The sequence below is a fragment of the Deinococcus aetherius genome, assembly GCF_025997855.1.
GTDB lineage: Bacteria > Deinococcota > Deinococci > Deinococcales > Deinococcaceae > Deinococcus > Deinococcus aetherius.
Genome location: NZ_AP026560.1, coordinates 2,371,951 through 2,396,064 on the forward strand (window position 1 = coordinate 2,371,951; position 24,114 = coordinate 2,396,064).

Genomic DNA, 24,114 nt, shown 5'->3' on the forward strand with positions numbered 1-24,114 from the left:
AAAAGGCCGGGGCGGGAACGCCGGACACCCCCGAGCCGACCAGCGCGAGCGTCGGGGAGGCCGTCACGAGGATGGAGGCGGTGCGCAACGACGACCTCGACCAGAGCCAGCCCGCTCCCCCGGCCAAACCCAAACGCACCCGCAAACGCACCCCCGGGGCGAAGGCCGGGGCCGACGGCGAGAACCCCTTCCGGGCGCTGATGCGCCGCAGCCGCGCGCCCGAGCCCGCCACCCTGGTGATCTTCGGGGTGACGGGAGACCTCGCCAAGCGCAAGCTGCTCCCGGCCGTCTTCGGGCTGTGGCAGGACGGCCTGCTCGGGAGCGCCTTCAACATCGTCGGCGTGGGGCGCCAGGAGATGACGGACGAGGCGTTCCAGGACTTCGCCCTGGAGGCGCTGAAATCCAGCAAGGAGACGGACGCCATCCAGCCCGGCAGCCTGGAGAAGTTCCGCGAGCTGCTGTACTATGAGTTTGGCGACTTCTCCGGGGACGAGGTGTACGACCTCGTGGGCAAGGAACTCGACCGGGCCGAGGAGGCGCACGGCGGGCGCAAGAACGCGCTCTTCTACCTCTCCACCCCGCCCAGCCTCTTCGAGCCGATCTCGAACGGGCTGGGGCGGCTCGGCCTCGCCGACCAGTCGGAGGGCTGGCGGCGCATCGTGATCGAGAAGCCCTTCGGGCGCGACCTGCAAAGCGCGCGGGAACTCAACGACGCGATCCACCGGGTCTGGGACGAGTCGCAGGTCTACCGCATCGACCACTACCTCGGCAAGGAGACGGTGCAGAACCTGATGGCGATCCGCTTCGGGAACTCGATCTTCGAGCCGCTGTGGAACCGGGGCTTTGTCGACCACGTGCAGATCACCGCCGCCGAGGACCTGGGGCTGGAGGGCCGCGCCGGGTACTACGAGGAGGCCGGGGTGGTGCGCGACATGCTGCAAAACCACCTGATGCAGCTTTTCGCGCTGACCGCGATGGAGCCCCCCGCCGCCTTCGACGCCGACGCCATCCGCGACGAGAAGGTTAAGGTGCTGCGGGCGGTGAAGCCCATTCCCCGGGCCCGTGTGAAACAGGTCGCCGTGCGCGGGCAGTACGGCCCCGGCACGCTGTACGGCGAACAGGTCCCCGGCTACCGCGAGGAGCCGAACGTGAGGCCCGGGAGCACCACCCCCACCTACGTCGCCGCGAAGTTCGAGGTGGACAACTGGCGCTGGCAGGGGGTGCCCTTCTTCCTGCGGACGGGCAAGCGGCTTCCGAAAAAGGTCACCGAGATCGCCGTCGTCTTCAAGCGCCCTCCGCTGGGCATCTTCCCGGGCGGCCTGGAGCGCAACGTGCTCGCCTTCCGCATCCAGCCCGACGAGGGGGTGAGCCTCAAGTTCTCCTCCAAGTCCCCCGGGCAGGAGATGGTGCTGCGCGAGGTGGTGATGGACTTCCGCTACGACGCCTTCGGGGCGCAGCTCGAGAGCCCGTACTCCCGCCTGCTCCTCGACGCCATGCTGGGCGACGCCACCCTCTTTCCGCGCGAGGACGAGGTGGACCACGCCTGGCAGCTCGTGAGCGGCATTCTGGAGGCCTGGGACGGCACCCCGGCCCCCGAATTCCCCAACTACCCGGCCGGAACCTGGGGCCCTGACGCGGCCGACGAGTTGATCGGGCCGGACCGGCGCTGGAGGCGGCTGTGAGGGGAGCTTTCAGCGGTCAGCCGTCAGCCGTCAGCAAGAGCCCCCCGGCTGAACGCTGTCTGCTGATAGCTGACAGCCCCATTGAACGGGCAAACCCCCAAAACGGAGGTGCGACATGACCACCGCCACCGACCTGCGCCCCCTCGGCCCCGTGGAGACCACCGTGCAGCGGGCGCAGGCGACCCTGGACGAGCTGTGGGCGCAGACGGACGTGGAGACGCGGGCGTATACCGGCAACATCGTGGCGCTGACGGTGAAAAAGCACCGGGAGCGGGTGGAGGAGGCGCTGGCGGGGCTGGAGGGGCGCTACGCGGGGCGGCAGATCATCGGGGTGATGGACGGCCAGCAGAACGTGGTCGTGCGGGCGAGCCTGGTGCCGCAGCGGGGCGGGCTCTACATCGAGCGGCTGACCCTGGAGGCGACCCCCGAGCAGCTTCAGGGGGCGATCCTGCCCCTGCTGCGCCCCGCCACGGTCAACCACGTGTGGTGGGGGGCGGACACCAAGCCGGAAGGGGTGCTCCTGCGCGAGCTGACCGACGTGGCCGACCAGATCATCGCCGACAGCCTGACCCTCGACATTCCCCCGGCGCGGCACTACGCGCTGGCCGACCTGGGGTGGAGCCGTTCTTCAGGGTGGCGGGAGGCGCTGGCGCAGGTCTTCGACTCGCCCGACGCGGCACGGCAACTCCCGAGGGTGGACCGGATAGTTGTGCGCTACGCGGGGAGGAACGAGCTGCCCGCCCGCCTCTTCGCGGGGTGGGTGGCGAGCACGCTGGGCTGGCGCGACCTGGAGAACGCCGAATTCCGCCCGGCCCGCTGCGGGCGCGAGAACGGCGACCTCTGCGGGATGGAACTGATCGGTGAGGGTGCACACTTCACCTTGACGGCGGCGGACGGGGACATCGCCCGCACCCGCTGCGAGTGGCCGGGCATGACCCGCACCACCGAGATCAACGTGCCCCGCATGACCCTCGCCGAGGGCCTGGCCCGCGTGATGGCCCGCCCCGAGCGCCGCGAGGTGTTCGAGCGCGCCTGGACGCTGGCGAAGGCGAGCCTGGAGAAGAAGGGGTGAGGGGCGCGGAAAGCGGGGTCCTCCGGTGAACCTCCGAGTCTTCCCCACCCCGCAGGCGACCGCGCAGGCCGCCGCCGAGGCGTTCGCCGACGCCGCGCGGGAGGCCGTGCGGGCGCGCGGGGCCTTCCACGTCGCCCTCTCGGGGGGCAGCACGCCGAAGCTGATGTACCGCTCTCTCCGGGGGATGGAGGACGTGCCCTGGGAGGCCGTTCACATCTACTTCAGCGACGAGCGGAGCGTGGGGCCGGACAGTTCGGAAAGTAACTACCGGCTGGCGCACGACGAACTGCTGACCCACGTTCCCGTTCCCGGAGACCAGATTCACCGCATGGAGGGCGAGCGCCGCCCGCTGGAGGAGGCCGCGAGCGCGTACGCGGCCCTCCTGCCCGAGCGGCTCGACGTGGTGCTGCTGGGCATGGGGGACGACGGACACACGGCGAGCCTCTTCCCCGGCACGGCCGCGCTGACAGCGGGGGGAAGGGTGACGGCAAACTGGGTGCCGAAACTGAACACCGGGCGGCTCACCTTCACCTATGACGACATCAACGCGGCGGGCGAACGCTGGCTGCTGGTGGCGGGCGAGGGCAAGGCGGACGTGTTGCGGCAGGTCGCGGCGGGCGAGGGCGACTATCCGGTGGCGGGCGTGCGCGACCCGGTGTGGTTCGTGGACGAGGCGGCGGCGGGCGAGTTGGGGCGGTAGTTCCTCGTTTCGAGGACACGGGAGGCTCGGGCCGGGGTGCCCGGGTCTTCCTTTTTGGGAGGGCTGTGGCTCACCCCACCCTTCCTCCGGGGAACGTGCCCTCCGCCGCGAAGCTCATCCGCTCAGACGGTAGCCTCGGGAGCAGAATCCCGCCTACCCCTCACCGCTTGAACCCCGCCCCCGGAGGAACCATGCACATCAGCCCCTCTCGCCGTCACCTGCTTCTCACCCTCGCTCTGCTGACGGGCCCGGCAGCCCTCGCGCAGACGGCGCCCGCCGCACCCGCGCCCGCCACGACGAGTGCGCCCGCCGCCCAAGCCGCCCTCCCCGCAGGCGTGACCTTCGTGACCGAGGTCGAGGGCGTGCGCGAGTACCGCCTGTCCAACGGGCTGCGCGTGCTCCTCTTCCCCGATATGTCGAAGACGACCTTCACGCTGAACGTCACCTACCTCGTGGGCAGCCGACACGAGAGCTACGGCGAGACGGGCATGGCGCACCTGCTGGAGCACATGGTCTTCAAGGGCACGCCCACGAGCGGCAACATCCTCGAAGGGCTCGGCAAGCGCGGCGCGGACTTCAACGGCACGACGAGCGACGACCGCACGAACTACTTCGAGACGCTGACGAACACCGGGGACAACCTCGCCTGGGCCATCCGCATGGAGGCCGACCGCATGGTGAACTCCAAGATCAGCGCCGAGGACCTGAAGACCGAGATGACGGTCGTGCGCAACGAGTTCGAGTCGGGCGAGAACAGCCCGTTTCGCCTTCTGCTCAAGCAGACCCAATCAGTCGCTTTCGATTGGCACAACTACGGCAACAACACCATCGGCAACCGCTCCGACGTGGAGAACGTGCCCGCCTCGCGCCTGAAAGCCTTTTACCAGCGTTATTACCAGCCGGACAACGCGGTGGTGACGCTCGCCGGAAACTTCGAGCCGGGCGCGGCCCTGCGGCTGATCGCGGAGAGCTTCGGCGCCATCCGCCGCCCGTGGCGCACCCTGCCGCCGCTCTACACGGTCGAGCCCCCGCAGGACGGCGAACGCAGCGTCACCGTGCGCCGGGTGGGGGACGAGCAGATTCTGCTGGCCGCCTACCACATGCCCAGCATCCGCCACCCCGACATGCCCGCCCTGATGGTGCTCGACCAGATTCTCGCCGACGAGCCCTCCGGGCGGCTGTACAAGGCCCTGGTGCAAACCAAGCAGACGACCGCCATCGGCAGCCTGACGAACAGCGCATCGGACCCCGGCCTGATGATGTACGCCGCCGTGCTGGGCAAGGATGACAAGCTGGCCCCCGCCCAGACGACCCTCCTCGCCACGCTGGAGGGGGCGAGCAAGACGCCCTTCACGGAAGAGGACGTGTCCCGCGTCCGCACCCGCGTCGTGAGCGGCTACGAGCAACTCCTCACCAAGCCCGAGGAGGTCGGCGTCACCTTATCGGAGTACATCGCGGCGGGAGACTGGCGCCTGCTCTTCAAGCTGCGCGACGACATCGAGAAGGTCACGCCCGCCGACGTGCAGCGGGTGGCGGCGGCGTACCTCAAGCCGACGAACCGCACCCTGGGCACCTTCCTCCCCACCGCCCAGCCCGACCGGGTGGTGATCACCCCCGCGCCGAGCGCCGCCGACCTCCTGAAGGGCTACCAGGGACGGCAGGGCCTCGCGGCGGGCGAGACGATTGCCCCCGAGCCCGCTGCCCTGGAAGCCCGGGTGACGCGCGAGAAGGTGGCGGGGGCGGACGTGGCCCTGCTGCCCAAGAAAACGCGCGGCGAGCGGGTGGAATTCGTCCTCAGCCTTAACTTCGGGAACCCGGAGACGGCGCGAGGGGGCCAGGACGCGGCGGACTTCATCGCGCCCCTGCTCACGCGCGGCAGCACCGGGCTGACCCGGCAGCAACTCGCCGACCGCCTGGAGGCCATCCGCACCCAGCTCAGCGTGACGGGAGGAACGACGGGCGCGACCGTGCGGGTGAGCACCGACCGCAAGAACCTCCCCGAGGCGTTGGCCCTCGTTCGTAAGGTGTTGCGCGAGCCCACCTTCCCGGAGGCCGACTTCGAGGAGATCAGGAAGTCGAGCCTCGATGGGTTGGAGTCCGGGCGCAGCGACCCGCAACAGGTCGCCGGGCAGGCGCTCGGGCGGGCCTTCATGCCTGCGGGAGCCAAGCGGGGCGACCTCACCTACGTCCCTACCCTCGACGAGGAGATCGCGGACACGCGGGCCGTGACGCTCGCGCAGGTGCGCGACTACTACCGCAAGGTCTGGGGGGCGGCGAAGGCCCAGGTCGCGGTCGTCGGCGACTTCGATCCCCAGACGGTGCGGGCCGCCATTCCTGAGCTTCTGGGCGGCTTCACGAGCGGGGTGCCGTACCAGCGGGTGATCCTGCCGCTGACCACGCCGGGGGCTCAGGACCTCGTGCTGAACGTGGCCGACAAGGCGAACGCGGTCTACCTCGCGCGGCTGAACTTCCCCCTGCGTGACGACAACCCCGACTACGCGGCCCTGACCGTCGCCATGCGCGTCTTCGGCTCGGGCACCGACTCGCGGCTGTTCAACCGGCTGCGGCAGAAAGAAGGCCTGAGTTACGGGGCGGGCGGCGGCGTCAGCGTCTCCAGCGAGGACGAGAAGGGGTCGTTCACCTCCTACGCGATCTTCAACCCGAACGTGACCGCCCAAGTTTCTACCGCGATGCGCGAGGAACTCGACCGCGCCCTGAAGGACGGCTTCACCGCGCAGGAGGTCGAGGCCGCCAAATCCTCCATTCTCCAGGAGACGCGCGTGGCCCGCAGCGACGATGGCAACCTCGCCTCCGGCCTCGCCCGCCAGCTCTACCTCGGCCGCACCTACGCCTTCAGCGCCGACTTCGAGAGCAAGCTCAAGGCCGTGACACCCGAGATGGCGCGGGAGGCCCTGCGCAAGTATGTGAACCCGGCGAATCTCGTGGTGGTGCGGGCGGGGACATTCGGGAAGTGAGAGAGGGCTTGTCGTCCGTCGCTTGTGGAGGTGGGGGAAGTCAAGCCCCCGCCTTCTTCTGTTCCCTACACGCCACAAGCCACGGGCGACAGGCCCCATACTCCCCCCGTGAACGCCGCCGAACTCCTCGCCGACCTCGCCGTGTCCCTCGGCGCGGACGCGGTGGGGTGGGCTCCGGCGCAGGTTCCGGCGGCCTCGGTGGAGGAGTACGCCGGGTGGCTGGGGGCGGGACGGCACGCAGGGATGGCGTACCTGGAACGGCAGCTTCCGGCCCGCTCGGACCTGTCCTCGCGGCTGGAGGGGGCGGGGAGCGTCCTGGTGCTGGGCGTCTCGCACGCCTTCCAGGAGCCGACCGTTCCGGCTGGGGGTGTGCGGGTGGGGCAAGTCGCCCGCTACGCCTGGACGCCCGACTACCACGACCAGCTCCAGCCGGTGCTGACCCGGTTAGAGGAGGAGGCCGTAGGAATAGGCGTACGGGCGCGTGGATACGTGGACCACGGCCCGGTGATGGAGCGCCTGTTCGCGGCGGGGGCCTTCCTGGGCTGGCGCGGCAGGTCGGGGATGAACGTCAGCACGCGGCTGGGCGCCTTCGTGACGCTGGCGGTGCTCCTGACCGACCTGCCCTTCGGGGGGACGCACGGGGCCCACCCCGACCGCTGCGGGCGCTGCCTGCGCTGCGTGGCCACCTGCCCCACGAACGCCATCGGTCCCGACCGGGCCATCGACGCGCGGCGCTGCATCTCGTACCTCACCATCGAACACCGGGGGCCGATTCCAGACGAATTCCGGGCTGGCATCGGCGACTGGCTCTTCGGCTGCGACGTGTGCTCCGAGGTCTGCCCGTGGACGCAGAAGGCGGGGCCGCTCGCCCGGCTCCTCCAGCCGCGCGCCGAACTGGCCCACCCCGACCTGAGCGCCTTTTTCGGCACCGGCGAGCGCGAGTTCGAGCGGCGGTTCGCGGGGACGGCCTTCCTGCGCCCGCGCCGCAAGGGAATGGCCCGCAACGCCCTGACGGTGCTGGGCAACACCCGCGCGCCGGAGGGCTGGCCCCTCCTCCTCGCGGGCGCGCAGGACCCGGCCTGGGAGGTGCGCGAGGCCGCCGCCTGGGCGCTGGGCCGCTGGGGGGAGACGGGGCGCCTCCGGCCCCTCCTCGGCGACCCCCACGAGGCGGTGTGCAAGACGGCCCTGCGCTCCTTGACCGAGGCTTCATGAGGAAAAACAGGCAGGATTTCCCCCTCGCATTTGGGGCGGGAACGTGGTCAGGTGAAGGGCATGGCGAACCTGACCGAGACGTTCATGGAAAGACTCCAGACCATCGAGGCGAGCGGTGACCCTATGCCGTTGGTGGAACTGTTCGCGGACGAGACGGCGCTGCGCAACATGACGACCCAGGAGTGGAACGGCAAAGAAGGGGCGCAGGACTTCTGGTCGCGCTACCTGGCGAACTTCCAGACGATTCGCAGCGAGTTCTTCCACCACGCCGACGACGGCCACACCGGCGTGATGGAGTGGGAGGCGGCGGGCAAGCTCGCGGACGGGGCCGACATCGCCTACCGGGGCATCAGCGTGATCGAGCACGACGGCCAGCAGGTGCAGGCCTTCCGCACTTACTACGACTCCGCCGCCTTCGTGAAGCCCGGCGTGGAGTCCTGAGCCGGGCAGCGGGAACGGCTGGGCGCTCGGGGGCGACTCCGGGCGCCTTCTCTTGTCCTCCTGTCGTCCCCCCGCAGGTGAACGCGCTCACAAGACCGCCTCTCAGATGACGCGTCTAGCATGGGGGAGATGCGCCCCCGACTCCTCCCCCACGCCTGCCTGGCCGCCGCAGCGGCGCTGACCCTCGCGCTGCCCCAGGTCCGGGCAGCCTCCACCCCGGCCACGGCGGCCCAGCCCGCCCCCGTCCTCCTCACCCCGAGCGTCACGGCGCGCTACCGGCACGACCGGGCGGCGTTCACCCAGGGGCTCCAGTACGTGGGGCAGGGAACGCTGGTCGAGAGCACCGGGCAGGTCGGCGAGTCGGGGGTGCGGCGGGTGGACCTCAGGACCGGGCGCACGCTCGCCGAGGTGCCCACGCCCATCCCCACCGCCTTCGGGGAGGGCGTGACGGTGCTGAACGGGGTGGCCTACCACATCACCTGGCGCACGGGGGTGGCCTTCGCCCTCGACGCGGCGACCCTGCGCGAGGTGGGCCGCTACCGCTACCCGGGCGAGGGCTGGGGCCTGACCCAGGACGGCAGGGCCCTGATCATGAGTGACGGCTCCGACACCCTCTTCTGGCGCGACCCGAAGACCTTCGCCGTCACCCGGACCCTGCGCGTGACGGACGGCGGGCAGCCCGTCAAGAACCTCAACGAGCTGGAGTACGTGCAGGGCAGCGTGTACGCGAACGTCTGGCTCACTAACCGCATCGCCCGCATCGACCCAAAGACGGGCAACGTCACCGCCTGGATCGACGTGGGCGCCCTGACCCAGGAGGCCAGCGCCGCCGCCAGCCGATCCGGGAAGCCCCTCACCTTCGACGACGTGCCCAACGGCATCGCCTTCGTCCCCGAGCGCGGCACCCTGCTCCTGACGGGCAAACGCTGGCCCACCCTCTTCGAGGTGAAACTTCCCGGCGTGAAGCCCGAGCCGGGCACGACCGGGCGAACCACGCCGGGACGCTAGGCGGTCGGGAGCAGATCAGGGCCCAGCCTCTCCCCCACCGCCGCCCAGATGTCCTCTTCTAACGTGTCAGGATCGCGGGTGGCGTCGAGGAGCAGGAAACGCCCCGGCTCCCGGGCGGCGAGGGCCAGAAATTCCTCCCGCACCCGGGCGTGGAAGGCGAGGTCGGCCCGCTCCAGACGGTCGGGCTGCCCGCGTGAGGCGGCCCGGGCGAGGCCCACGGCGGGGTCGAGGTCGAGCAGCACCGTGAGGTCGGGCGTCAGGCCCCCCGCCGCCTCCCGGGTGACCGTCTCCAGCAGCTCCCGGTCCAGCCCCCGCCCCGCCCCCTGGTAAGCCCGGCTGGAGTCGGCATAACGGTCGCACAGCACGACCTCTCCGCGTGAGAGCGCCGGGCAGATCACCTCCCGCACGAGTTGCGCGCGGCTCGCCGAGTACAGCAAGAACTCCGGCAGCGGGTCGATGTCGAGCGCCGGGTCGAGCAGCACCTCCCGCACCCGCGTCCCCAGCCCCGTGCCCCCCGGCTCCCGCGTGACGAGGTGCGGCACCCCGGCCCCCGCCAGCCGTGAGGCGAGCCGAGCGAGCTGGGTGCTCTTACCCGCGCCCTCGGGCCCCTCGAAGGTGATGAAGGGGGGGGTCATCCGGCTCCAAACGACTGGAAGTGATCCATGGTGAGTGACAAGTGGAAGACAAACCACTCACCACTGACCATTAACCACGGACTGCGCTCAGTGCCCCTCACAGCCCCGTCGGGTGGTGCAGGAACTGCCACGGCAGCCCGAACTCGTCTTCCAGGCGGGCGGCGAGGGCGCGGACGCCGAAGACCTCGGTCTCGTAGTGCCCCGCGAAGACGACGTTCACCCCGTACTCGAAGGCGTCATGGAAGTGCTTGTGCTCGGGCTCGCCCGTGAGCAGGGTGTCGAGGCCCGCCGCCGCCGCCTCGGCGACCGCGCCCGCCCCGCCCCCGCTGAGGATGCCCAGGCGGCTGACGGTCGGCCCGCCGCCCCCGTGGACGAGGCAGATTTCCCCCGTCAGCTTCTGCACCCGGTCGGCGAAGTCTTGCAGACTCTGGGAGAAGGGCAGTTCACCCGCCAGGCCGATTCTGTGCCCGGTCGCCTCCCCGAAGGGTCGCGCGTTTTGCAGGCTCAGGGCGCGGGCGATCATCGCGTTGTTGCCGACTTCCGGGTGCGCGTCGAGAGGCAGATGTGCGGCGTAAAGGTTGAGGTCCGCCATGATCGCCGTGCGAACACGCTCGCGGTGCGGCCCGGTGATCGGCAGGGGCTGCCCCCAGAACAGCCCGTGGTGGACGATCAGCAGGTCGGCCCCGCTGTCCGCCGCGTCCTGGAGAGTCTTGACGCTGGTGTCCACGCTCGCCGCGACCCGGCGAATGACCGGCGTGCCCTCGATCTGGAGGCCGTTGAGGCTGGCGTCGGGGTAGCGGCCGATGTCGAGGTACTCGTTCAGCCAGCGTACGAGCGTGTCGCGCTCGACCTCGGCCCGGCGGGGGGTGGTATCGGTCATGGGGTGCATTGTAGGCGGGTGCGTCAGCGGGCAGGGTCGGTGGGAACGCTTTCGTGGGCGCCCTGGACGACCTCCAGGCGATTGCCGAAGGGGTCGCGCAGGAAAACGCGGGGCACACCCGCCTCCTCGTCCGCGCGGAAGGGGACGCCGTGGGCCCCGCAACGGGCCCGGAAGGCCGCGAGGTCGGCACACCGCAGCGCCGGGTGCCCCTTCTCGCGCGGCACGAAGTCGGGCGTCACCCCCACATGTAGTTGCCGCCCGTCCGGCAGGCCGAACCACACGCCGCCCCTGGATCGCAACGCCCCAGGCTTGGCGAGTTCGGGCAGGCCCAGGAATTCGCCGAAAAAGGCCCTAGCGTCCGCCTCGCACCCGGCGGGGGCCTCGACCTGCACATGATCAAGACCGGAGATCAGGGAAGTCATGTGAGGAGCGTAGGCCCAGCGCCCGCCCCAGAGGCGTCCCTTCCACGGGGACAAAACGCAGGAACCCCGCGCGGGGCAGGGTTCCTCTTGGTGGCGATGGACGGACTTGAACCGTCGACCTAACGATTATGAGTCGTTCGCTCTAACCAGCTGAGCTACATCGCCTAGAAGTTTGCCCCGCACGAGCGGGGCGTCCTTGGTGGAGCTGAGGGGATTCGAACCCCTGACCTTCTGAATGCCATTCAGACGCGCTCCCAACTGCGCCACAGCCCCGAAGGCTCAGGTAGGTTAACAGCGCCCTCCCGTCTTGTCAACGGCCCACCGGCGACTCGGCGGGCTTGCGCTCGGCCGCCAGCCGCACGTACCCCTCGATCAGATGGATGACCACCGGGTTGTGGGTGTGGACGCCGTGCGCCTCGCCCACGCCGCCCTCCTCGATGAAATGGGCGATCAGGGCCGCCTCGCCGTCGCGGGCGAGCAGGAAGGCACGCTGGCCCTCGGCGGCGACGGAGGGCAGCCCGGTCAGGGCGGCGCGCTGCAGCTCCACCCCGCGCGGGGTCAGGCGCTCCAGCCGGTCGGCGAGGGCAGGCTCTCCCGCGATGTAAACGCTGCGCCGCGCGTTGAGGGTCAGGTCCTCGCACAGGCTGCGAATGGCCGCCTCGCCGTAGAGGTGGTACACCGCCTCGGGGGCCGGATCGGGCGCGAGGCGCGAGAGGTCGCGGTCGAGGGCCCCCAGGCGGTCGTCGAAGGCGCGACGCGCCCGGGCCAGGTACTCGCGGGCGCTGAGTGGCGCGTATTCGAGCGGATTTTGCCCCACCCGCGCCGCGAGCCCCCGGCCCTCCAGCCGCTCCAAGGTCTCATAGATCTTGGGCCTCGGAATTCCCGCCTGCCGCGCCACCCGGGCGGGAACGGCGCGCCCGAGGGCCAGCAGGGCCGTGTAAGCGCGGGCCTCGTACTCGGTCAGCCCCAGGGCTTGCAGGTGGATCACGGCGCTCATGTGGGCACAGCATACGGGAAAAGCCCGGATTGTAGGCCATCTCCCGCGACTCGGCCCCTGCCGGAGGGACAGCCGACACCGCCCGAGAGACACCTGGCCTGCGTCTCGCCGCTCTCCTGGGGCAGGAGGTCACAAGAGTCTGCGAGCAATAACGAAAAACCCCGGCAGCGCCGAGGCTTTCTTGGTGGGCGGTATAGGATTTGAACCTACGACCCTTCGCGTGTGAAGCGAATGCTCTACCGCTGAGCTAACCGCCCGTCCTGCTCTCCTGGGAGGCGCTGTGGTGGGCCCTGCCGGATTTGAACCGGCAACCAATCGGTTATGAGCCGACTGCTCTGACCGTTGAGCTAAGAGCCCAGGGCTCAGGGGCGCCCCGCCTTACGAGCGAGGGGAAGTGTACCAGCGGCCCTCGGGACTTGTCAAACCGGCCAGCAGGGGGCGCCGTCCGGGTAGGATGCCCCACATGCGGGTCGTGCATGTCGGGTCGGAGGTGTTCCCGTTCTCGCGGACGGGCGGGCTGGGGGACGTGCTGGCGGCACTGCCCGCCGTGCAGGCGAGGCTGGGGGCCGAGGTGGCGGTCGTGTCGCCGTGGTACGCGGGTCTGGGCGGCGAGCCGGGCGAGGTATGGCGGGGCGACGTGCCCGGCGTGGGCCCGGTGCGGGTGGGCGAGCTGCGGGAGGGGGACGTGCGCTTCCTCTTCGTGGGGATGGCCGAGTTCGAGCGGCCCGGGCTCTACCACCCGGACGACGTGTGGCGGTTTTGCGCCTTCGGGCGGGCGGTGCTGCCCGTGTTGCAGGCGTTGGAGATCACCCCCGACGTGCTGCACGGCCACGACTGGCAGGCGGGCCTGGTGGTGGCACACGCCAGACTCACGGGCTGGCGCACAGCCTTCACCATCCACAACCTCCAGTACCAGGGGCGCTGGAACCTGGGGGAGGCACGGGGATGGACGGGCCTGCCCGACTGGGCCTTCGGTCAGGACGGGGTGGAGTTCTACGGGGACCTCAACCTGATGAAGGCGGGGCTGACCTTCGCCGACCATGTGACGACCGTGAGCCCCACCTACGCGCAGGAGATCACCACACCGCAATACGGGGAGGGGCTGGACGGGCTGCTCGTGCGCCTGTCCCTGGAGGGGCGGCTGAGCGGGATCATCAACGGCCTCGACCAGGAACGCTGGGACCCGCGCCACGACCCCGACATCCTGCCCTACACGGACCCGGCGGGGAAGGCGGCGAACACGGCGGCCCTGCGGGCGGAGTTCCGGCTGGACGATCTCCCCATCCTGGGCACGGTGAGCCGCCTCGCCGACCAGAAGGGGATGGACCTCCTGATCGAGGCGCTGCCCGACCTCGTGGGGGACTGGAACGTGGTCGTGCTGGGCGGGGGCGATCCGCTGCTCACCGCCGCGCTCCAGGGCTGGGCGCTGCACCCGCGCGTCGCCTTCACGCAGGGGATGAACGAGCCCCTCGCCCACCGCATCTACGCGGGGGCCGACGCCTTCGCCATGCCCAGCCGCTTCGAGCCGTGCGGCCTCTCGCAGATGATCTCCATGCGCTACGGCACCCTGCCCGTCGTGCGGGAGACGGGGGGACTCGCCGACACCGTGCCGCATGACGTCGGCTTCCGTTTCGGGGACGCGACCCCTCAGGCCCTGGCGGCGGCCTGTGGGAAGGCCCGCGCCGCCTTCGACGACCCCGAGGGCTGGCGGGAGCGGATGGCACGCGGAATGGAACTCGACTTCAGCTGGGACGGCCCGGCCCGTCAGTACCTCGCCCTGTACACTCACCTCCAGCCCCAGGAGTGAGGTCTAGCGCAGGAAGTCCAGTAGCGCAGCGTTGAAGGCCTCCGGCGCGTCGAGGTTGGAGAGGTGGGCCGCGTCGGGGATGACCCTCAGCTCGCCGTGGCCCAGTTCGGCCATTTCCTGTGCCAGCTCGGGCGGCGTGAGGGTGTCTTCCTCCCCAACGAGGACGAGCAGGGGAACTTGCAGCCCCCGCAGCGTGTCGCGGTAGTCGGGGCGGGCCGCCATCGCGCGCAGGGCCCCGGCGATGCCCTCGGGCGAGGCAATCTCGATCATGGGCAGGATGCGCTCGAAGGTGGCGGGGGAGTGTTCCTCGCGGGCGGCCTCGACGATGAAATCCTTGCCCTCCCCCAGCACCCGCTCGGCCTGCCCTTCCCGGCTCTCGCGTTTCTCCCCGTCGTCGGGCTGGGCCGAGGTGTCGGCGAGGACCACACGGGCGAAACGATCCGGCGCCTGAGCGAGCAGTTCGAGGGCGAGGTAACCGCCCATGCTCAGCCCCACGACGGCGAGCGGCACGTCCGGCAACTCGGCGAGAAGGTCGCGCACCGTGTCCGCCAGGGAAGTGATCGCCCCCTCACGCCCGCCGAAACCGGGGAGGTGCGGGGCCAGGACGTTCAACCCGGCCCCTTCCAGGGCGGCACGCTGACCCGACCACATCGCGCCGGAGAAGGGGTAGGCGTGGAGGAAGAGGACGGTGTGGGGGGCAGGGGCAGTCATGCGCCCAGGCTAGGGCGGGTGGGGGGCGGGGCACCTTGAGGCTTGCTTGAGGGGTACGCTGCTCCCCGTGAAGACCCTGGGTGTGCTGGGAGGAATGAGTTGGACGAGTACGGCGGAGTATTACCGGCTCTTGAACGAGGGCGTCGCCGCGCGGCGGGGCGGCCTGCACTCCGCACCCCTGCTGCTGCACAGCGTCGACTTTGCCGAGGTCGCGCGGCTCCAGCGTGAGGACCGCTGGGAGGACGCGGCGGAGTTGCTCTCGGACGCGGCGAGAGGGTTGGAGCGGGCCGGGGCCGGGGCCCTCCTGCTGGCGACGAACACCATGCACAGGGTCGCGGACCGGATAGGGGCGGCAGTCGGCCTGCCCCTGCTGCACATCGCGGACGCGACCGGGGCACGCCTCCAGGCGGCGGGCCTCACGCGCGCCGGGCTGCTGGCGACCGCCTTCACGATGGAGCAGGCGTTTTACCGCGAGCGGCTGGCACGCTGGGGCGTGGAGGTCACCGTGCCGAACGCGCAGGACCGGGCCGAGGTCCACCGCGTCATCTTCGACGAGCTGTGCCGGAACACGGTCCTGGGAGACTCGCGCGCCACCTACCGCCGCGTCATGGGAGACCTCGTGGACGGGGGCGCCGAGGGCATCATCCTGGGCTGCACGGAGATCACGCTGCTCGTGGGGCCAGGGGACGTGACTGTCCCCGTGTTCGACACGACCCGTATTCACGTGGAGGCGGCGCTGGACTGGCTGCTGGCGTGAGGGGCGAAACCTCACCGCTCGCGCTAGCATCCCGGGCGTGAACCTCGCCGTCGTCCTCGTCTCCCCCAAGACGCCCGGCAACATCGGCTCGGCGGCCCGCGCGATGTTGAACATGGGGGCGCGCGACCTGCGCCTCGTCGCCCCCCGTTGCAATCCCCTCGACGGGCAGGCGGTGGCGATGGCCGTCCACGCGGAGGAGTTGTTGCGGGCGGCGCGGGTCTACCCCACCCTGCGCGAGGCCCTGGCCGACCGGGACGTGAGCGTGGGGACCTCCGCCCGGGTGCGCGCGGACCTCGCCCCACCCCGGCACCCCTCGCAGGTGCGCCCGCTCGTCCGCGCCGCCGCCGCCCCCGCCCTCGTCTTTGGGCCCGAGGAGACAGGGCTCGTCAACTCCGACCTGGAGCAGTGTCAGGTTACGGTGCGGGTGCCCACCGGGGACTACGCGAGCCTCAACCTCGCCCAGGCGGTGCTGCTCGTGTGCTACGAGTTCTTGCAGGCGCAGGACGAGACGCCCGGTGAGATGGCGCAAGTCCCGATCAGCACGCGCAAGACCGCCAACCGCGAGGAGATGGAGGCGCTGTACGGTCACCTGCGAGGGACGATGCACCTGATCGGTTACACCGACGCCGTGCGCGCCCGCCACACGCTGCGGCTGTGGCGCACGATGCTCGACCGCGCCCTGATGAGCAGCGCCGAGAGCCGCCTCTTCCGGGGCTTCCTGCGTCAGGTCGAGTGGAAGGTGCGGGACGCGGCGAGAAGGGGGATGGTGGAGGGCCGCGCGGGGAACGGGGCGGACGGCCCGGAGTGAGGACGGGCGTTCACCCGCGCGAGGGCTCTACTTCCGGCGGCGGGCCAGGCGGGACAAGACGGAGGAGGTCAGCCAGAGCAGCAGGGCCAGGGCGGACGCCCCCAGCAGGGGCCACCATCGCTTGCCGCCCAGATCGTCCCAACTGACCATGAGGAGCCCGCTGGAGATCAGCAGCCAGCCTCCGAAGGCAACCGCCAGCGTGATCACCGACATTCCATACAGCGCCTTGCTCCAGAGGAACAGGGGGGTGTCCATAGGTCAGGATACTTCCTTGCCAGTCACGTCCTTCGTGAGGTGAATGAAAGAGGTGAGACGCGGCGCGACGGGCAGCGGTGGAAACCCGGGTGAACGCCCGGTCCCCAGGGATACCCGAGCCGGGCGGTTACTTCGGCAGCGTGTTGGTGATGTCGTTCCCGAACAGCAGGTTGTAGTTGAGCTGGGTCATCATCCGCGTGACCTCGGCCTGCGCCATCATGGTCATCGCACCGGCGATGTTGCTGTAGAGCTTGTCGAGCGCAGCCTCGTAGAGCGCGACCTGCCTCGGCAGCGGCGCGGTGACGATCTGTTGCCGCCGCTGGGCCGGGAACACGTTGACCGACGGCACGCTCTCGTCGAGCACCATCATCCGCGCGACACCGCCCCAGGCCTCGTAGGTCGCGCGCGTCATCTCACGCCCGACCACGTAGTGGGTGCCGTCCTTCTGCCGCTGCGTCTGCACGAACAGCACGCCCGGCTGACCGCACAGCCGCGTCGCGATCAGCCCGACCCGGCGGTCCTGCCCATCGAACCCGCGCCACGCCTCCAGCGGTTCGAGAGTGATCTGGGGCGTCCCGGCGAACGTGACACGCTTGGTCCGCGCCAGGTCAAGGACGGCGGCACGCGCCGACACCTCCTCACTTGAGATCAACCGCACGCGCGGCGAGCAGGGGTCGCCCGGGACCTGGGTGAGCCATGAGGCGGTGCCGGGACCGAAGGGCTTCCACCGCTCCAGTTCATCCGGTGAAGTCGGGGCCGGGTAGGAGCGGACGATGCTGGCGGCGGAAGCCACCTCACCCGGGGTGGGCAGCAGGGCGAGGACGAGTGATGCGAGCAGGGTTGATCGGTTCATGCCGTGATCTCCCTCAGTTCACGTTGACGGTATGTGGCGCATTCCGGCCGCGACATGTCACGGCGTGGTCAACGTACACGGACGGGGGACGTTCGTCAAAGAGCTGCCCCGTCCCCGGGGCCCCTCGCCGCAGCCGGGGCGACACCTCAGCCTCCAGTCGTCACCTCGCCGAATTGCCAGTTCCTCCCACGGTTTCTCCCCGCCCCGTCCCTACACTGTCTCCCATGACGGACCTGCCCGCCTCCCTCCCCGCCGCGCCGCCGCCCAAGCCGCGCGAGGTGCCGCTCTCGGACCGGGTGCGGCTGGTGCGCAACGTCCTGCCGCCCTTGATCGTGCTCGTGGTGGCGGTGGTGGAGTACCTGATCGCGGGGCTGCGCGACCCCGGGCGCGAGGTGTGGGCTCATCTGCTCTTCTACGGGCTGGTGGGACCGGCGGTGACCTTCTTCTCGGTGGAGTGGATCGCGGAGGGCACCCGGGCGCGCGAGCGGGCCGAGCGCGAGCTGCGCGACCTGTACGGGCAACTGCGCGCCTCGCACGGGCGGCTCCAGGCGGTGCAGGAACTGATGCGGGACCTGACCGAAGCGCCCGACATGGGCGCCGTCGTGGAGGTCGCCGCGCGGGGAGCGGTCCGGGCGACCGGGGCGGTGCAGGCCACCCTCACCGTACCCGGGGGCCTGAGCGGCACGGCGCGGGGGGAGGTGCCCGTGTCCACGCCCAGCGCCGACCTCTACCCCCTCAAGGTCGGCATCCCGGGGGGCGGCGCCCTCGCCCTGCACTTCGAGACGCCGCCCGCCCCAGAGACGGAGACCCTGGCCCAGGCCCTCGCGGCGGAGGTGGCGACCGGGGTGGAGGCCGCGCGGCAGCGGACCCTCGACCTGATGACCCTGTACTCGGTGGACCAGAGCATCCGGGCCGAGCGCAACCTGCGGCGGCTCCTCGCCCGCGTGACCCGCAACATGGCCGAGCGGGTGCGGGCGGGGGCGCGGGCCGCCTACCTCAGCGACCAGGACGGCGTGCTGAGGCTCGAATACCGCCAGGACGCGGAAGGCGAGGGCATGGGCGGCGGCAACCTCGCCCCGCCCTTCGCGCTGCGGGTGGCGGAGGCCGACACGCCCCTGACCGCGACCGCCGGGGAGGCCGCCGAGGTCTTCCCCGGCGCGGCCAGTGCCCTGGGCTTCCCCATGCGCGACGAGGAGGGGCTCGTCGGCGTCCTCGTGCTCGGCGACGCCCGGCCCGACGCCTTCACGGACGCGCGGGTGCCCCTGCTCGCGCTGCTGGCGGCGCAGGCGGCCCTAGGAGTGCGCAACGCCCGCGCCTACCTCTACTCGGAGGAACTGGCGATCAGCGACGAGCGCGCCCGCATCGCCCGCGAGATTCACGACGGGGTGGCGCAGTCGCTCGCCTTCTGCGCGCTGAAGCTCGACCTCGTGGCCCGGCAACTGCACGCGGACCCCGAGCGGGCGGAGGCGGAGGTCCGCGCCGCGACCGCCCTGTTGCGCGAGCAGATTCGGGAGGTGCGGCGGTCGATCTTCGCGCTGCGGCCCATCGACCTCGAACGCTACGGGCTGCTCGAAACCGTGCGGCGCTACGTGGAGGACTTCGGGCAGCAGAACGGCGTCCGCACGACGCTGAACGTCACGGGCGAGATTCACCTCGCGCCGGGGGACGAGGCGATGGTCTTCCGCATCCTGCAAGAGAGCCTGAACAACGTCGCCAAGCACGCCCGCGCCCGCGAGGTCACCGTCACCCTGCACGGCGGCCAGCACGTCACCCTGCGTGTGCAGGACGACGGCGCGGGCTTCGACCCCGAGCAGGTCTCGGGCCGGGTGAGCAGCGCCGGGGGCCTCGGCCTGATGCAGATGCGCGAGCGGGTGGAGAGCCGGGGAGGAAAATACCGCGTGCTCAGCGAGCCGGGGCACGGGACGCTGGTGGAGGCGGAGGTGCCGCAGGCGTGAGGGGGAGGAGTACCCCGCCAGTCCATTAAGCACAACCGTCAGGACACTTCGCCTCCGTTGGCCGCTTACGGTGGAGAGTGTTTTTTGACTTGGGGATGTTATTGGTACTTCTCTTTCTTCTCGTGCTTATCGTAGCTGGCCGTCTTCTCGAAACGCTGGTCAGGCGAAATACAAAAGGTCTTCAAGAGGCAGCGAGGGAGGGGCTAGCGCGAGTTGCCCTTCTATTACCCCTGGCTTGCACAGGTATCTTCCTGATGACCTATGTTCTGACTGCCCTTCTAGACGCCGATTTAGATCAGGGAAGTGATGAGATTTGGAAAACTCCTCTGGGCGGAGGCTACTCTGCGACTCGTTTCTCTGACGACCCACCACGATTGAACGCTTACGACAAGCCAATCGTCGAGCGTTTCGGATGTGCTGGGAAGCAGCCTTTTCTTGCTATCAAAGGAGACGACGGTCAGGGGAGCTATGTCATCATTCACCCTGCTGAACGCTCAGTGAGCAGAGCCTCCAATGAAAAGGAATTACGTTCGGCCCTGAACCTAGATCGAGGCCGTCCTCTCCCCTGGCTACCTGAGGACAAGTTCAGCTCAAGCTGTGGACCTAGTGTCTTTAGAAGCCCGGTGTTCTGGCCCAGTCTTCTTTTCGTAATGATCTCGGTGGCGCTGGTAGGGCTATTGATAGCGCAGGCACGCAGGCAGGAATCCGAAATAACATCTCCCTAATTCAACGTCCTTTCCCCCGACACCTCCAGCACGAAGGGCGAGATGGGCACCTGCATTCACCGCTGTCATTCACGCGAAAGTGACGAAAGACGTGTCTGTGCGTCCACCCACTCCTGGGCGCGGGCCACCGCCCGGTTGTTCACGCGGCCCACGAACAGCACCGCCGCCACGAGGGCCAGCCCGCCCGCCACCGCAAAGGTCTCGCGCAGGCCCAGGGTCTGTCCGAGCACCCCTCCCAGAAACGCACCGAGCGGGGCAGCACCGGCGACCATGAAGCGGTACGCCCCACCCACCCGCCCGCGCAGTTCCGGGGGCACGAGCCTCTGGCGCAGCGCCACCCTCACGACCCCCGACAAGCCCAGGTTGAGGCCGTCGAGCACCAACAGCGCGGCCAGCAGCGGCGGCGCGTGGAGGACGCTCAGGCCGAGATACACGAGCCCCAGGACGAACACCGAGCCGAGCACGGTTCGCCCCGCCCCGAAGCGCCGTGAGACGTACGGCGACAGCAGGCTGCCGAGGATGTGCCCAACCGCACCTGCCGTGAGCAGCAGGCCGTAGCCCACTGGGCCGACGCCGGGGAGAGCCGTCGCAAAGAGCACGAACAGCGCGAACACCGCCGCGTCGAGCAGCGTCGTGAGGGCCATCAGCAACGCCACGGAGCGCAGCAGCGCGTGCGACCACAGCCACTTCAGGCCCTCCACCACCCCGCGCCACCACGATTCGCGCGGCGAGGAGTGGCGCGCGGGTCGGCCCGGCAGGGCCCAGATCAGCGCCGTACTCCCGAGAAAGCTCAGGGCGTTCACGAGAAACGGCAGGCCGGGCAAGGCGGCGAACAGCAGCCCCCCGAGCGGCGGGCCGACGAACTCGTTGCTCGTCACGCTCGTGGCGTACAGCGCACCGTTGGCGTCCTCCAGGTGCTCGTTTTCTACGAGCGACGGCACGAAGGTTTCGGCTGTCCCGTCCGCGAGCGTCTCCGCCGTGCCGAGGACGAAGGCGAGCCCGTACAGCAGGGCGACGTGGAGGTGCCCCGTGAAGACGGCGAGGGCGAGCAGGCCGAGCAGCACCCCCCTCGCCGTGTGCGCGACCACGAGCAGGGTGCGGCGGTCAAGCCGGTCGATCAGGGCGCCGAACGGGAGCGTGAACACCAGGCCGGGCAGCGAGGCGAAGGCCGAGAGGCTGGCGACGACGATGGGATCGCGCGAGATCGACGCGACGAGCAGCGGCAGCGCCGTTTTGCCGATGCCGTCCCCGATATTCGCGCTCGTGCTCGCCAGCCACAGGCGCCGGAAGGTCGGTCCCGCCCGCCAAGCCCTCATGGCTGAGCCTATCGTGTCACCGCTGAGTAAGCACTCTAATTCAACGTCCGCTCCCCCGGCACCTCCAGCACGAAGGGCGGGATGGGTATGCGCGCCCTTTCTCCCCAGGCGTCCCGCAGGACGTAGTGGCCGCCCATGCGCCCCGGCGTGTCCTGCACGGTCATGAAGGAGTCGTACACGAAGACGCCGCCCGGCGCGATGAGGGGTTGCTGGCCGACCACGCCCTCGCCGTCCACGACCGTCTCGCGGCCAGAAGCGTCCACGATGTCCCAGTGGCGGGCGAGGAGTTGCCACGTTTCATCGCTGTGGTTCTCGATGCGGATGACGTAGGCGAAGACCTGCCGTTCCGGGCCACTGTGGGTGGGAAGGTGCCGCACGTCCACGGTGACACGCACGTCGGGGGCGTTCTGGGGGCCGGTCATGCGGGCAGCATAGCCGGGCGGGTGGCGTAGACTCGCCCCGATGACTGCCCCCACAACCCAGATCAACCAGGATTTCCTCTTCGCCCTGCTGCGCGAGGCGGGGCCCAGCGGCTCCGAGCGCCGGGCGGCGGACGTGTGGAAGCGGGAAGCCGAGCGCTTCGCCCTTGTCTCCGAGGACCACTTCGGCAACGTGTACGCCGAACTCGGCCCCGAGGACGCGCCCACGATTGCCCTGATGGGTCACCTCGACGAGATCGGCCTGATGGTGAGCTACGTGGGCGACGAGGGCCTGCTCAGCGTGGTCGCCGTCGGCGGCTGGGACCCGCAGGTGCTCGTGGGGCAGCGCATCCGCCTCCTCGCGCCGGAGGGGGACCTGACCGGCGTGGTGGGCAAGAAGGCGATTCACCTGATGGACCCGGAGGAGCGCAAGCAGGCGAGCAAGATGGAGGACCTCTGGCTCGACGTGGGCCTGAGCCGGGAGCAGGCGCAGGCCCGCATCCCGGTCGGCACCGTCGGCGTGATCGACCAGGGCCCGATCCTTGTCGGGGAGAGGATCGTGGGCCGGGCGCTCGACAACCGGGTGGGTGCGTTCATCGTGCTGGAGGCGCTGCGGGCCCTGGCCGGGATGGACCTCAAGCACCGGGTCGTCGCCGTGGGCACCAGCCAGGAGGAGATCGGACTTTTCGGGGCACAGGTCAGTGGCTACCGCCTGAACCCGGTCGCCGGAATTGCCGTGGACCTCACGCACGAGACGAAGCAGCCCGGCGTGAACGAGAAGAAAAACGGCGTGAAGCCCTTCGGCTCGGGCGCCAACCTCAGCGTGAGCGCGCGGACGAGCCCGGTCATCCGGAGGCAGATGATCGCGGTCGCGCAGGCGGAGGGCATTCCCTACACCGTCAGCGCCAGCCCGCACTCCACCGCGACCGACGGCGACGCTCTCAGCCTCGCGCGGGCAGGCGTGCCGAGCGCCGTGGTGAGCGCCCCCGCCCGCTACATGCACTCGCCGAACGAGATGGTAGACGCCCGGGACGTGAAGGCCTGCATCGACCTCATCGCCGCCTGGATTCGCGGGCTGGAGGCGGAGCCGGACTTCACGCGCTGAGGGAGGCTGGGGCGGCCGGGGCGGGGGAGTCCCGGTCATCCTCATTTCCGCCCGAACACATAGAGTTCCCTCGCTCAAACGGCTTACTGCCCTTCCGGGTCAGCGCCGTAGACTGCTCGGATGCGCGCTCCCCCTGCCTCCCGCCGTCCCGCCGCGCTCGTGTTCATCCTGCTCACCGTGCTGCTCGACGTGATGGGGCTGGGGCTGATCATCCCGGTCTTTCCGCCCCTGGTGACCGAACTGGCGGGATCGCCGACCGCCGGGGCGCAGTTCGTCGGCCTCTTCACCGCCGTCTACGCGCTGATGCAGTTCGTGTTCGCGCCGATCCTGGGCGCCCTGTCGGACCGCTACGGCCGCCGCCCGGTCCTGCTGGCGAGCCTGACGGGGATGGGGCTCGACTATCTGCTGCTGACCGTCGCGCCGAACCTGTGGTGGCTGCTCCTGGGCCGGATCATCGCGGGGATGACGGGGGCGAGCATCACCGTGGCGAACGCCTACCTGGCCGACGTGACGCCTCCCGAGAACCGGGCGCGGAGCTTCGGCCTGCTGGGGGCGACCTTCGGGGTGGGCTTCATCCTGGGCCCGGCGCTCGGCGGGGTGCTGGGGGACATCAGCCTGCGGCTGCCCTTTCTGGTGGCGGCGGGGCTGGCGCTGCTGAACGCGCTGTACGGCTTCTTCGTCCTGCCCGAATCACTGTCGCCGGAGAACCGGGGGGCGCGTCCGGGGCAGGGCGTGCTCAACCCCCTCGCGCCGCTGGGGGCCCTGGGGCGCTATCCCCTGGTGCGCAACCTCGCCGCCGCCTTCATCTTCATCGGGCTGGCGCAGCAGGCGATCTTCAGCACCTGGGTCCTCTTCACCGAGCGGGTGCTGGGGTGGAGCCCGGCGCAGAACGGGGTCGCGCTCGCGGTCGTCGGCTTGCTCGGGGCCATCGTGCAGGCGGGGCTGGTCGGGACGGCGATGCGGGTGCTGGGGGAACGGGGGGCGATCATCACGGGGCTCCTCCTCGGCGTCGTGCAGTACGTGCTGCTAGGCGCGGCGCGCACGGACGCGACGTTATACGCCTCCATCGTGGTCGGGGCGCTGGCGGGCATCGCGGGCCCGGCCATCCAGGGCCTGATCAGCCGCACCGTTGACCCCACCGAGCAGGGCCGGGTGCAGGGGGCGCTCACCAGCGTGAACAGCCTCGTGGGAATCGTCGGCCCCCTGATCGCCGCGAGCGTGTTCGCCTACTTCACCCGGCCGGGCAACACCTTCAACGAACCCGGCGCCGCCTTCTACCTGTCGGCCGTGTTCAGCCTGCTCGGCACCCTCGTCGCGGGCGTGGTGCTGCGGCGGGCGGGGAAGAATCCTGCCCCAGTGCGGCTTCAGGAGTGACGGGC

General features: G+C 70.2%; 22 protein-coding genes and 4 tRNA genes. 13 read left to right on the plus strand and 13 right to left on the minus strand.

Going from position 1 to position 24,114, the window contains the following annotated elements; translation table 11 throughout:
- Positions 1–71 precede the first annotated feature (71 nt).
- The 7 genes from zwf (at position 72) to DAETH_RS12085 (ending at position 9,090) form a co-directional block, all read left to right on the plus strand.
- Positions 72–1,682 (plus strand): glucose-6-phosphate dehydrogenase, encoded by a 1,611-nt coding sequence (gene zwf, locus DAETH_RS12055; RefSeq protein ID WP_264777434.1) that lies wholly within the window; start codon positions 72–74, stop codon positions 1,680–1,682.
- Positions 1,683–1,797: 115 nt separating this feature from the next.
- The gene (locus tag DAETH_RS12060) at positions 1,798–2,754 is read left to right on the plus strand and encodes a glucose-6-phosphate dehydrogenase assembly protein OpcA (protein ID WP_264775138.1); all 957 of its coding nucleotides are present in this window, start codon (positions 1,798–1,800) and stop codon (positions 2,752–2,754) included.
- Positions 2,755–2,779: 25 nt separating this feature from the next.
- The gene (pgl, locus tag DAETH_RS12065) at positions 2,780–3,454 is read left to right on the plus strand and encodes a 6-phosphogluconolactonase (protein WP_264775139.1); all 675 of its coding nucleotides are present in this window, start codon (positions 2,780–2,782) and stop codon (positions 3,452–3,454) included.
- Between the two features lie 191 nt (positions 3,455–3,645).
- Positions 3,646–6,429, plus strand: coding sequence for a M16 family metallopeptidase (locus DAETH_RS12070; protein WP_264775140.1), 2,784 nt, complete (start codon positions 3,646–3,648; stop codon positions 6,427–6,429).
- A 108-nt stretch (positions 6,430–6,537) separates the two neighbouring features.
- Entirely contained in the window at positions 6,538–7,641 is a 1,104-nt protein-coding gene (gene queG / locus DAETH_RS12075) for a tRNA epoxyqueuosine(34) reductase QueG (RefSeq protein ID WP_264775141.1), read from the plus strand.
- Between the two features lie 60 nt (positions 7,642–7,701).
- The gene (locus DAETH_RS12080; protein ID WP_264775142.1) at positions 7,702–8,082 is read left to right on the plus strand and encodes a nuclear transport factor 2 family protein; all 381 of its coding nucleotides are present in this window, start codon (positions 7,702–7,704) and stop codon (positions 8,080–8,082) included.
- A gap of 120 nt (positions 8,083–8,202) precedes the next feature.
- Positions 8,203–9,090 carry a glutaminyl-peptide cyclotransferase gene (locus DAETH_RS12085; RefSeq protein WP_406585082.1) on the plus strand — a complete coding sequence of 296 codons (888 nt, stop codon included), beginning with the start codon at positions 8,203–8,205 and terminating at the stop codon, positions 9,088–9,090.
- On the opposite strand, the gene tmk is transcribed toward DAETH_RS12085, so the two are convergent.
- From tmk to DAETH_RS12125, 8 genes are all read right to left on the minus strand, one after another.
- Positions 9,087–9,725 (minus strand): dTMP kinase, encoded by a 639-nt coding sequence (tmk, locus tag DAETH_RS12090; protein WP_264775144.1) that lies wholly within the window; start codon positions 9,723–9,725, stop codon positions 9,087–9,089. The two genes, DAETH_RS12085 and tmk, sit on opposite strands and share 4 nt — an antisense overlap.
- A 97-nt stretch (positions 9,726–9,822) precedes the next feature.
- Positions 9,823–10,614, minus strand: coding sequence for a Nif3-like dinuclear metal center hexameric protein (locus DAETH_RS12095; protein WP_264775145.1), 792 nt, complete (start codon positions 10,612–10,614; stop codon positions 9,823–9,825).
- A 14-nt stretch (positions 10,615–10,628) separates the two neighbouring features.
- Entirely contained in the window at positions 10,629–11,027 is a 399-nt protein-coding gene (locus DAETH_RS12100; RefSeq protein ID WP_264775146.1) for a VOC family protein, read from the minus strand.
- A gap of 88 nt (positions 11,028–11,115) precedes the next feature.
- Positions 11,116–11,192, minus strand: a tRNA-Met gene (locus tag DAETH_RS12105).
- Positions 11,193–11,224: 32 nt separating this feature from the next.
- Positions 11,225–11,300 (minus strand) — tRNA-Ala (locus DAETH_RS12110).
- Positions 11,301–11,337: 37 nt separating this feature from the next.
- The gene (locus DAETH_RS12115) at positions 11,338–12,024 is read right to left on the minus strand and encodes a TrmB family transcriptional regulator (RefSeq protein ID WP_264775147.1); all 687 of its coding nucleotides are present in this window, start codon (positions 12,022–12,024) and stop codon (positions 11,338–11,340) included.
- A gap of 182 nt (positions 12,025–12,206) precedes the next feature.
- Positions 12,207–12,281 (minus strand) — tRNA-Val (locus DAETH_RS12120).
- A 24-nt stretch (positions 12,282–12,305) separates the two neighbouring features.
- Positions 12,306–12,381 (minus strand) — tRNA-Ile (locus DAETH_RS12125).
- A gap of 106 nt (positions 12,382–12,487) precedes the next feature.
- Between DAETH_RS12125 and DAETH_RS12130 the strand changes: the two genes are divergently transcribed.
- Entirely contained in the window at positions 12,488–13,831 is a 1,344-nt protein-coding gene (locus tag DAETH_RS12130) for a glycogen synthase (protein ID WP_264775148.1), read from the plus strand.
- 3 nt (positions 13,832–13,834) lie between these two features.
- On the opposite strand, the gene DAETH_RS12135 is transcribed toward DAETH_RS12130, so the two are convergent.
- Positions 13,835–14,542: an alpha/beta fold hydrolase gene (locus tag DAETH_RS12135; RefSeq protein ID WP_264775149.1), complete on the minus strand. Its 708-nt coding sequence runs from the start codon at positions 14,540–14,542 to the stop codon at positions 13,835–13,837.
- A 67-nt stretch (positions 14,543–14,609) separates the two neighbouring features.
- Here DAETH_RS12135 and DAETH_RS12140 point away from each other — a divergent pair, with 67 nt between their 5' ends.
- On the plus strand, positions 14,610–15,299 hold the full coding sequence (locus DAETH_RS12140) for an aspartate/glutamate racemase family protein (protein ID WP_264775150.1): 690 nt from the start codon (positions 14,610–14,612) through the stop codon (positions 15,297–15,299).
- Positions 15,300–15,336: 37 nt separating this feature from the next.
- On the plus strand, positions 15,337–16,107 hold the full coding sequence (locus DAETH_RS12145; protein WP_264775151.1) for an RNA methyltransferase: 771 nt from the start codon (positions 15,337–15,339) through the stop codon (positions 16,105–16,107).
- A 27-nt stretch (positions 16,108–16,134) separates the two neighbouring features.
- Here DAETH_RS12145 and DAETH_RS12150 read toward each other — a convergent pair whose 3' ends face one another.
- Together DAETH_RS12150 and DAETH_RS12155 are read right to left on the minus strand one after the other, a co-directional pair.
- The gene (locus DAETH_RS12150; RefSeq protein WP_264775152.1) at positions 16,135–16,362 is read right to left on the minus strand and encodes a hypothetical protein; all 228 of its coding nucleotides are present in this window, start codon (positions 16,360–16,362) and stop codon (positions 16,135–16,137) included.
- A 127-nt stretch (positions 16,363–16,489) separates the two neighbouring features.
- Positions 16,490–17,215: a hypothetical protein gene (locus DAETH_RS12155; RefSeq protein WP_264775153.1), complete on the minus strand. Its 726-nt coding sequence runs from the start codon at positions 17,213–17,215 to the stop codon at positions 16,490–16,492.
- Between the two features lie 224 nt (positions 17,216–17,439).
- Here DAETH_RS12155 and DAETH_RS12160 point away from each other — a divergent pair, with 224 nt between their 5' ends.
- The gene (locus tag DAETH_RS12160) at positions 17,440–19,170 is read left to right on the plus strand and encodes a sensor histidine kinase (protein ID WP_264775154.1); all 1,731 of its coding nucleotides are present in this window, start codon (positions 17,440–17,442) and stop codon (positions 19,168–19,170) included.
- A 790-nt stretch (positions 19,171–19,960) separates the two neighbouring features.
- Here the strand turns inward: DAETH_RS12160 and DAETH_RS12165 are convergent.
- Together DAETH_RS12165 and apaG are read right to left on the minus strand one after the other, a co-directional pair.
- Complete coding sequence (locus tag DAETH_RS12165; protein WP_264775155.1) at positions 19,961–21,211, minus strand: MFS transporter; 1,251 nt, start codon at positions 21,209–21,211, stop codon at positions 19,961–19,963.
- 35 nt (positions 21,212–21,246) lie between these two features.
- Complete coding sequence (gene apaG, locus DAETH_RS12170; protein ID WP_264775156.1) at positions 21,247–21,633, minus strand: Co2+/Mg2+ efflux protein ApaG; 387 nt, start codon at positions 21,631–21,633, stop codon at positions 21,247–21,249.
- Between the two features lie 40 nt (positions 21,634–21,673).
- Between apaG and DAETH_RS12175 the strand changes: the two genes are divergently transcribed.
- Both DAETH_RS12175 and DAETH_RS12180 read left to right on the plus strand, forming a co-directional pair.
- The gene (locus DAETH_RS12175) at positions 21,674–22,735 is read left to right on the plus strand and encodes a M42 family metallopeptidase (protein ID WP_264775157.1); all 1,062 of its coding nucleotides are present in this window, start codon (positions 21,674–21,676) and stop codon (positions 22,733–22,735) included.
- Between the two features lie 120 nt (positions 22,736–22,855).
- A complete protein-coding gene (locus DAETH_RS12180) occupies positions 22,856–24,109 on the plus strand; it encodes a TCR/Tet family MFS transporter (protein ID WP_264775158.1) in 1,254 nt (417 codons plus the stop codon).
- Positions 24,110–24,114 lie beyond the last annotated feature (5 nt).

Bases quoted from the DNA above. Each gene is read 5' to 3' on its own strand.
- zwf (WP_264777434.1), top strand. From the start codon at position 72: ATGGAGGCGGTGCGCAACGACGACCTCGACCAGAGCCAGCCCGCTCCC.
- DAETH_RS12060 (WP_264775138.1), top strand. From the start codon at position 1,798: ATGACCACCGCCACCGACCTGCGCCCCCTCGGCCCCGTGGAGACCACC.
- DAETH_RS12070 (WP_264775140.1), top strand. From the start codon at position 3,646: ATGCACATCAGCCCCTCTCGCCGTCACCTGCTTCTCACCCTCGCTCTG.
- DAETH_RS12080 (WP_264775142.1), top strand. From the start codon at position 7,702: ATGGCGAACCTGACCGAGACGTTCATGGAAAGACTCCAGACCATCGAG.
- DAETH_RS12085 (WP_406585082.1), top strand. From the start codon at position 8,203: ATGGGGGAGATGCGCCCCCGACTCCTCCCCCACGCCTGCCTGGCCGCC.
- tmk (WP_264775144.1), bottom strand. From the start codon at position 9,725: ATGACCCCCCCCTTCATCACCTTCGAGGGGCCCGAGGGCGCGGGTAAG.
- DAETH_RS12095 (WP_264775145.1), bottom strand. From the start codon at position 10,614: ATGCACCCCATGACCGATACCACCCCCCGCCGGGCCGAGGTCGAGCGC.
- DAETH_RS12100 (WP_264775146.1), bottom strand. From the start codon at position 11,027: ATGACTTCCCTGATCTCCGGTCTTGATCATGTGCAGGTCGAGGCCCCC.
- DAETH_RS12115 (WP_264775147.1), bottom strand. From the start codon at position 12,024: ATGAGCGCCGTGATCCACCTGCAAGCCCTGGGGCTGACCGAGTACGAG.
- DAETH_RS12130 (WP_264775148.1), top strand. From the start codon at position 12,488: ATGCGGGTCGTGCATGTCGGGTCGGAGGTGTTCCCGTTCTCGCGGACG.
- DAETH_RS12135 (WP_264775149.1), bottom strand. From the start codon at position 14,542: ATGACTGCCCCTGCCCCCCACACCGTCCTCTTCCTCCACGCCTACCCC.
- DAETH_RS12150 (WP_264775152.1), bottom strand. From the start codon at position 16,362: ATGGACACCCCCCTGTTCCTCTGGAGCAAGGCGCTGTATGGAATGTCG.
- DAETH_RS12155 (WP_264775153.1), bottom strand. From the start codon at position 17,215: ATGAACCGATCAACCCTGCTCGCATCACTCGTCCTCGCCCTGCTGCCC.
- DAETH_RS12160 (WP_264775154.1), top strand. From the start codon at position 17,440: ATGACGGACCTGCCCGCCTCCCTCCCCGCCGCGCCGCCGCCCAAGCCG.
- DAETH_RS12165 (WP_264775155.1), bottom strand. From the start codon at position 21,211: ATGAGGGCTTGGCGGGCGGGACCGACCTTCCGGCGCCTGTGGCTGGCG.
- apaG (WP_264775156.1), bottom strand. From the start codon at position 21,633: ATGACCGGCCCCCAGAACGCCCCCGACGTGCGTGTCACCGTGGACGTG.
- DAETH_RS12175 (WP_264775157.1), top strand. From the start codon at position 21,674: ATGACTGCCCCCACAACCCAGATCAACCAGGATTTCCTCTTCGCCCTG.
- DAETH_RS12180 (WP_264775158.1), top strand. From the start codon at position 22,856: ATGCGCGCTCCCCCTGCCTCCCGCCGTCCCGCCGCGCTCGTGTTCATC.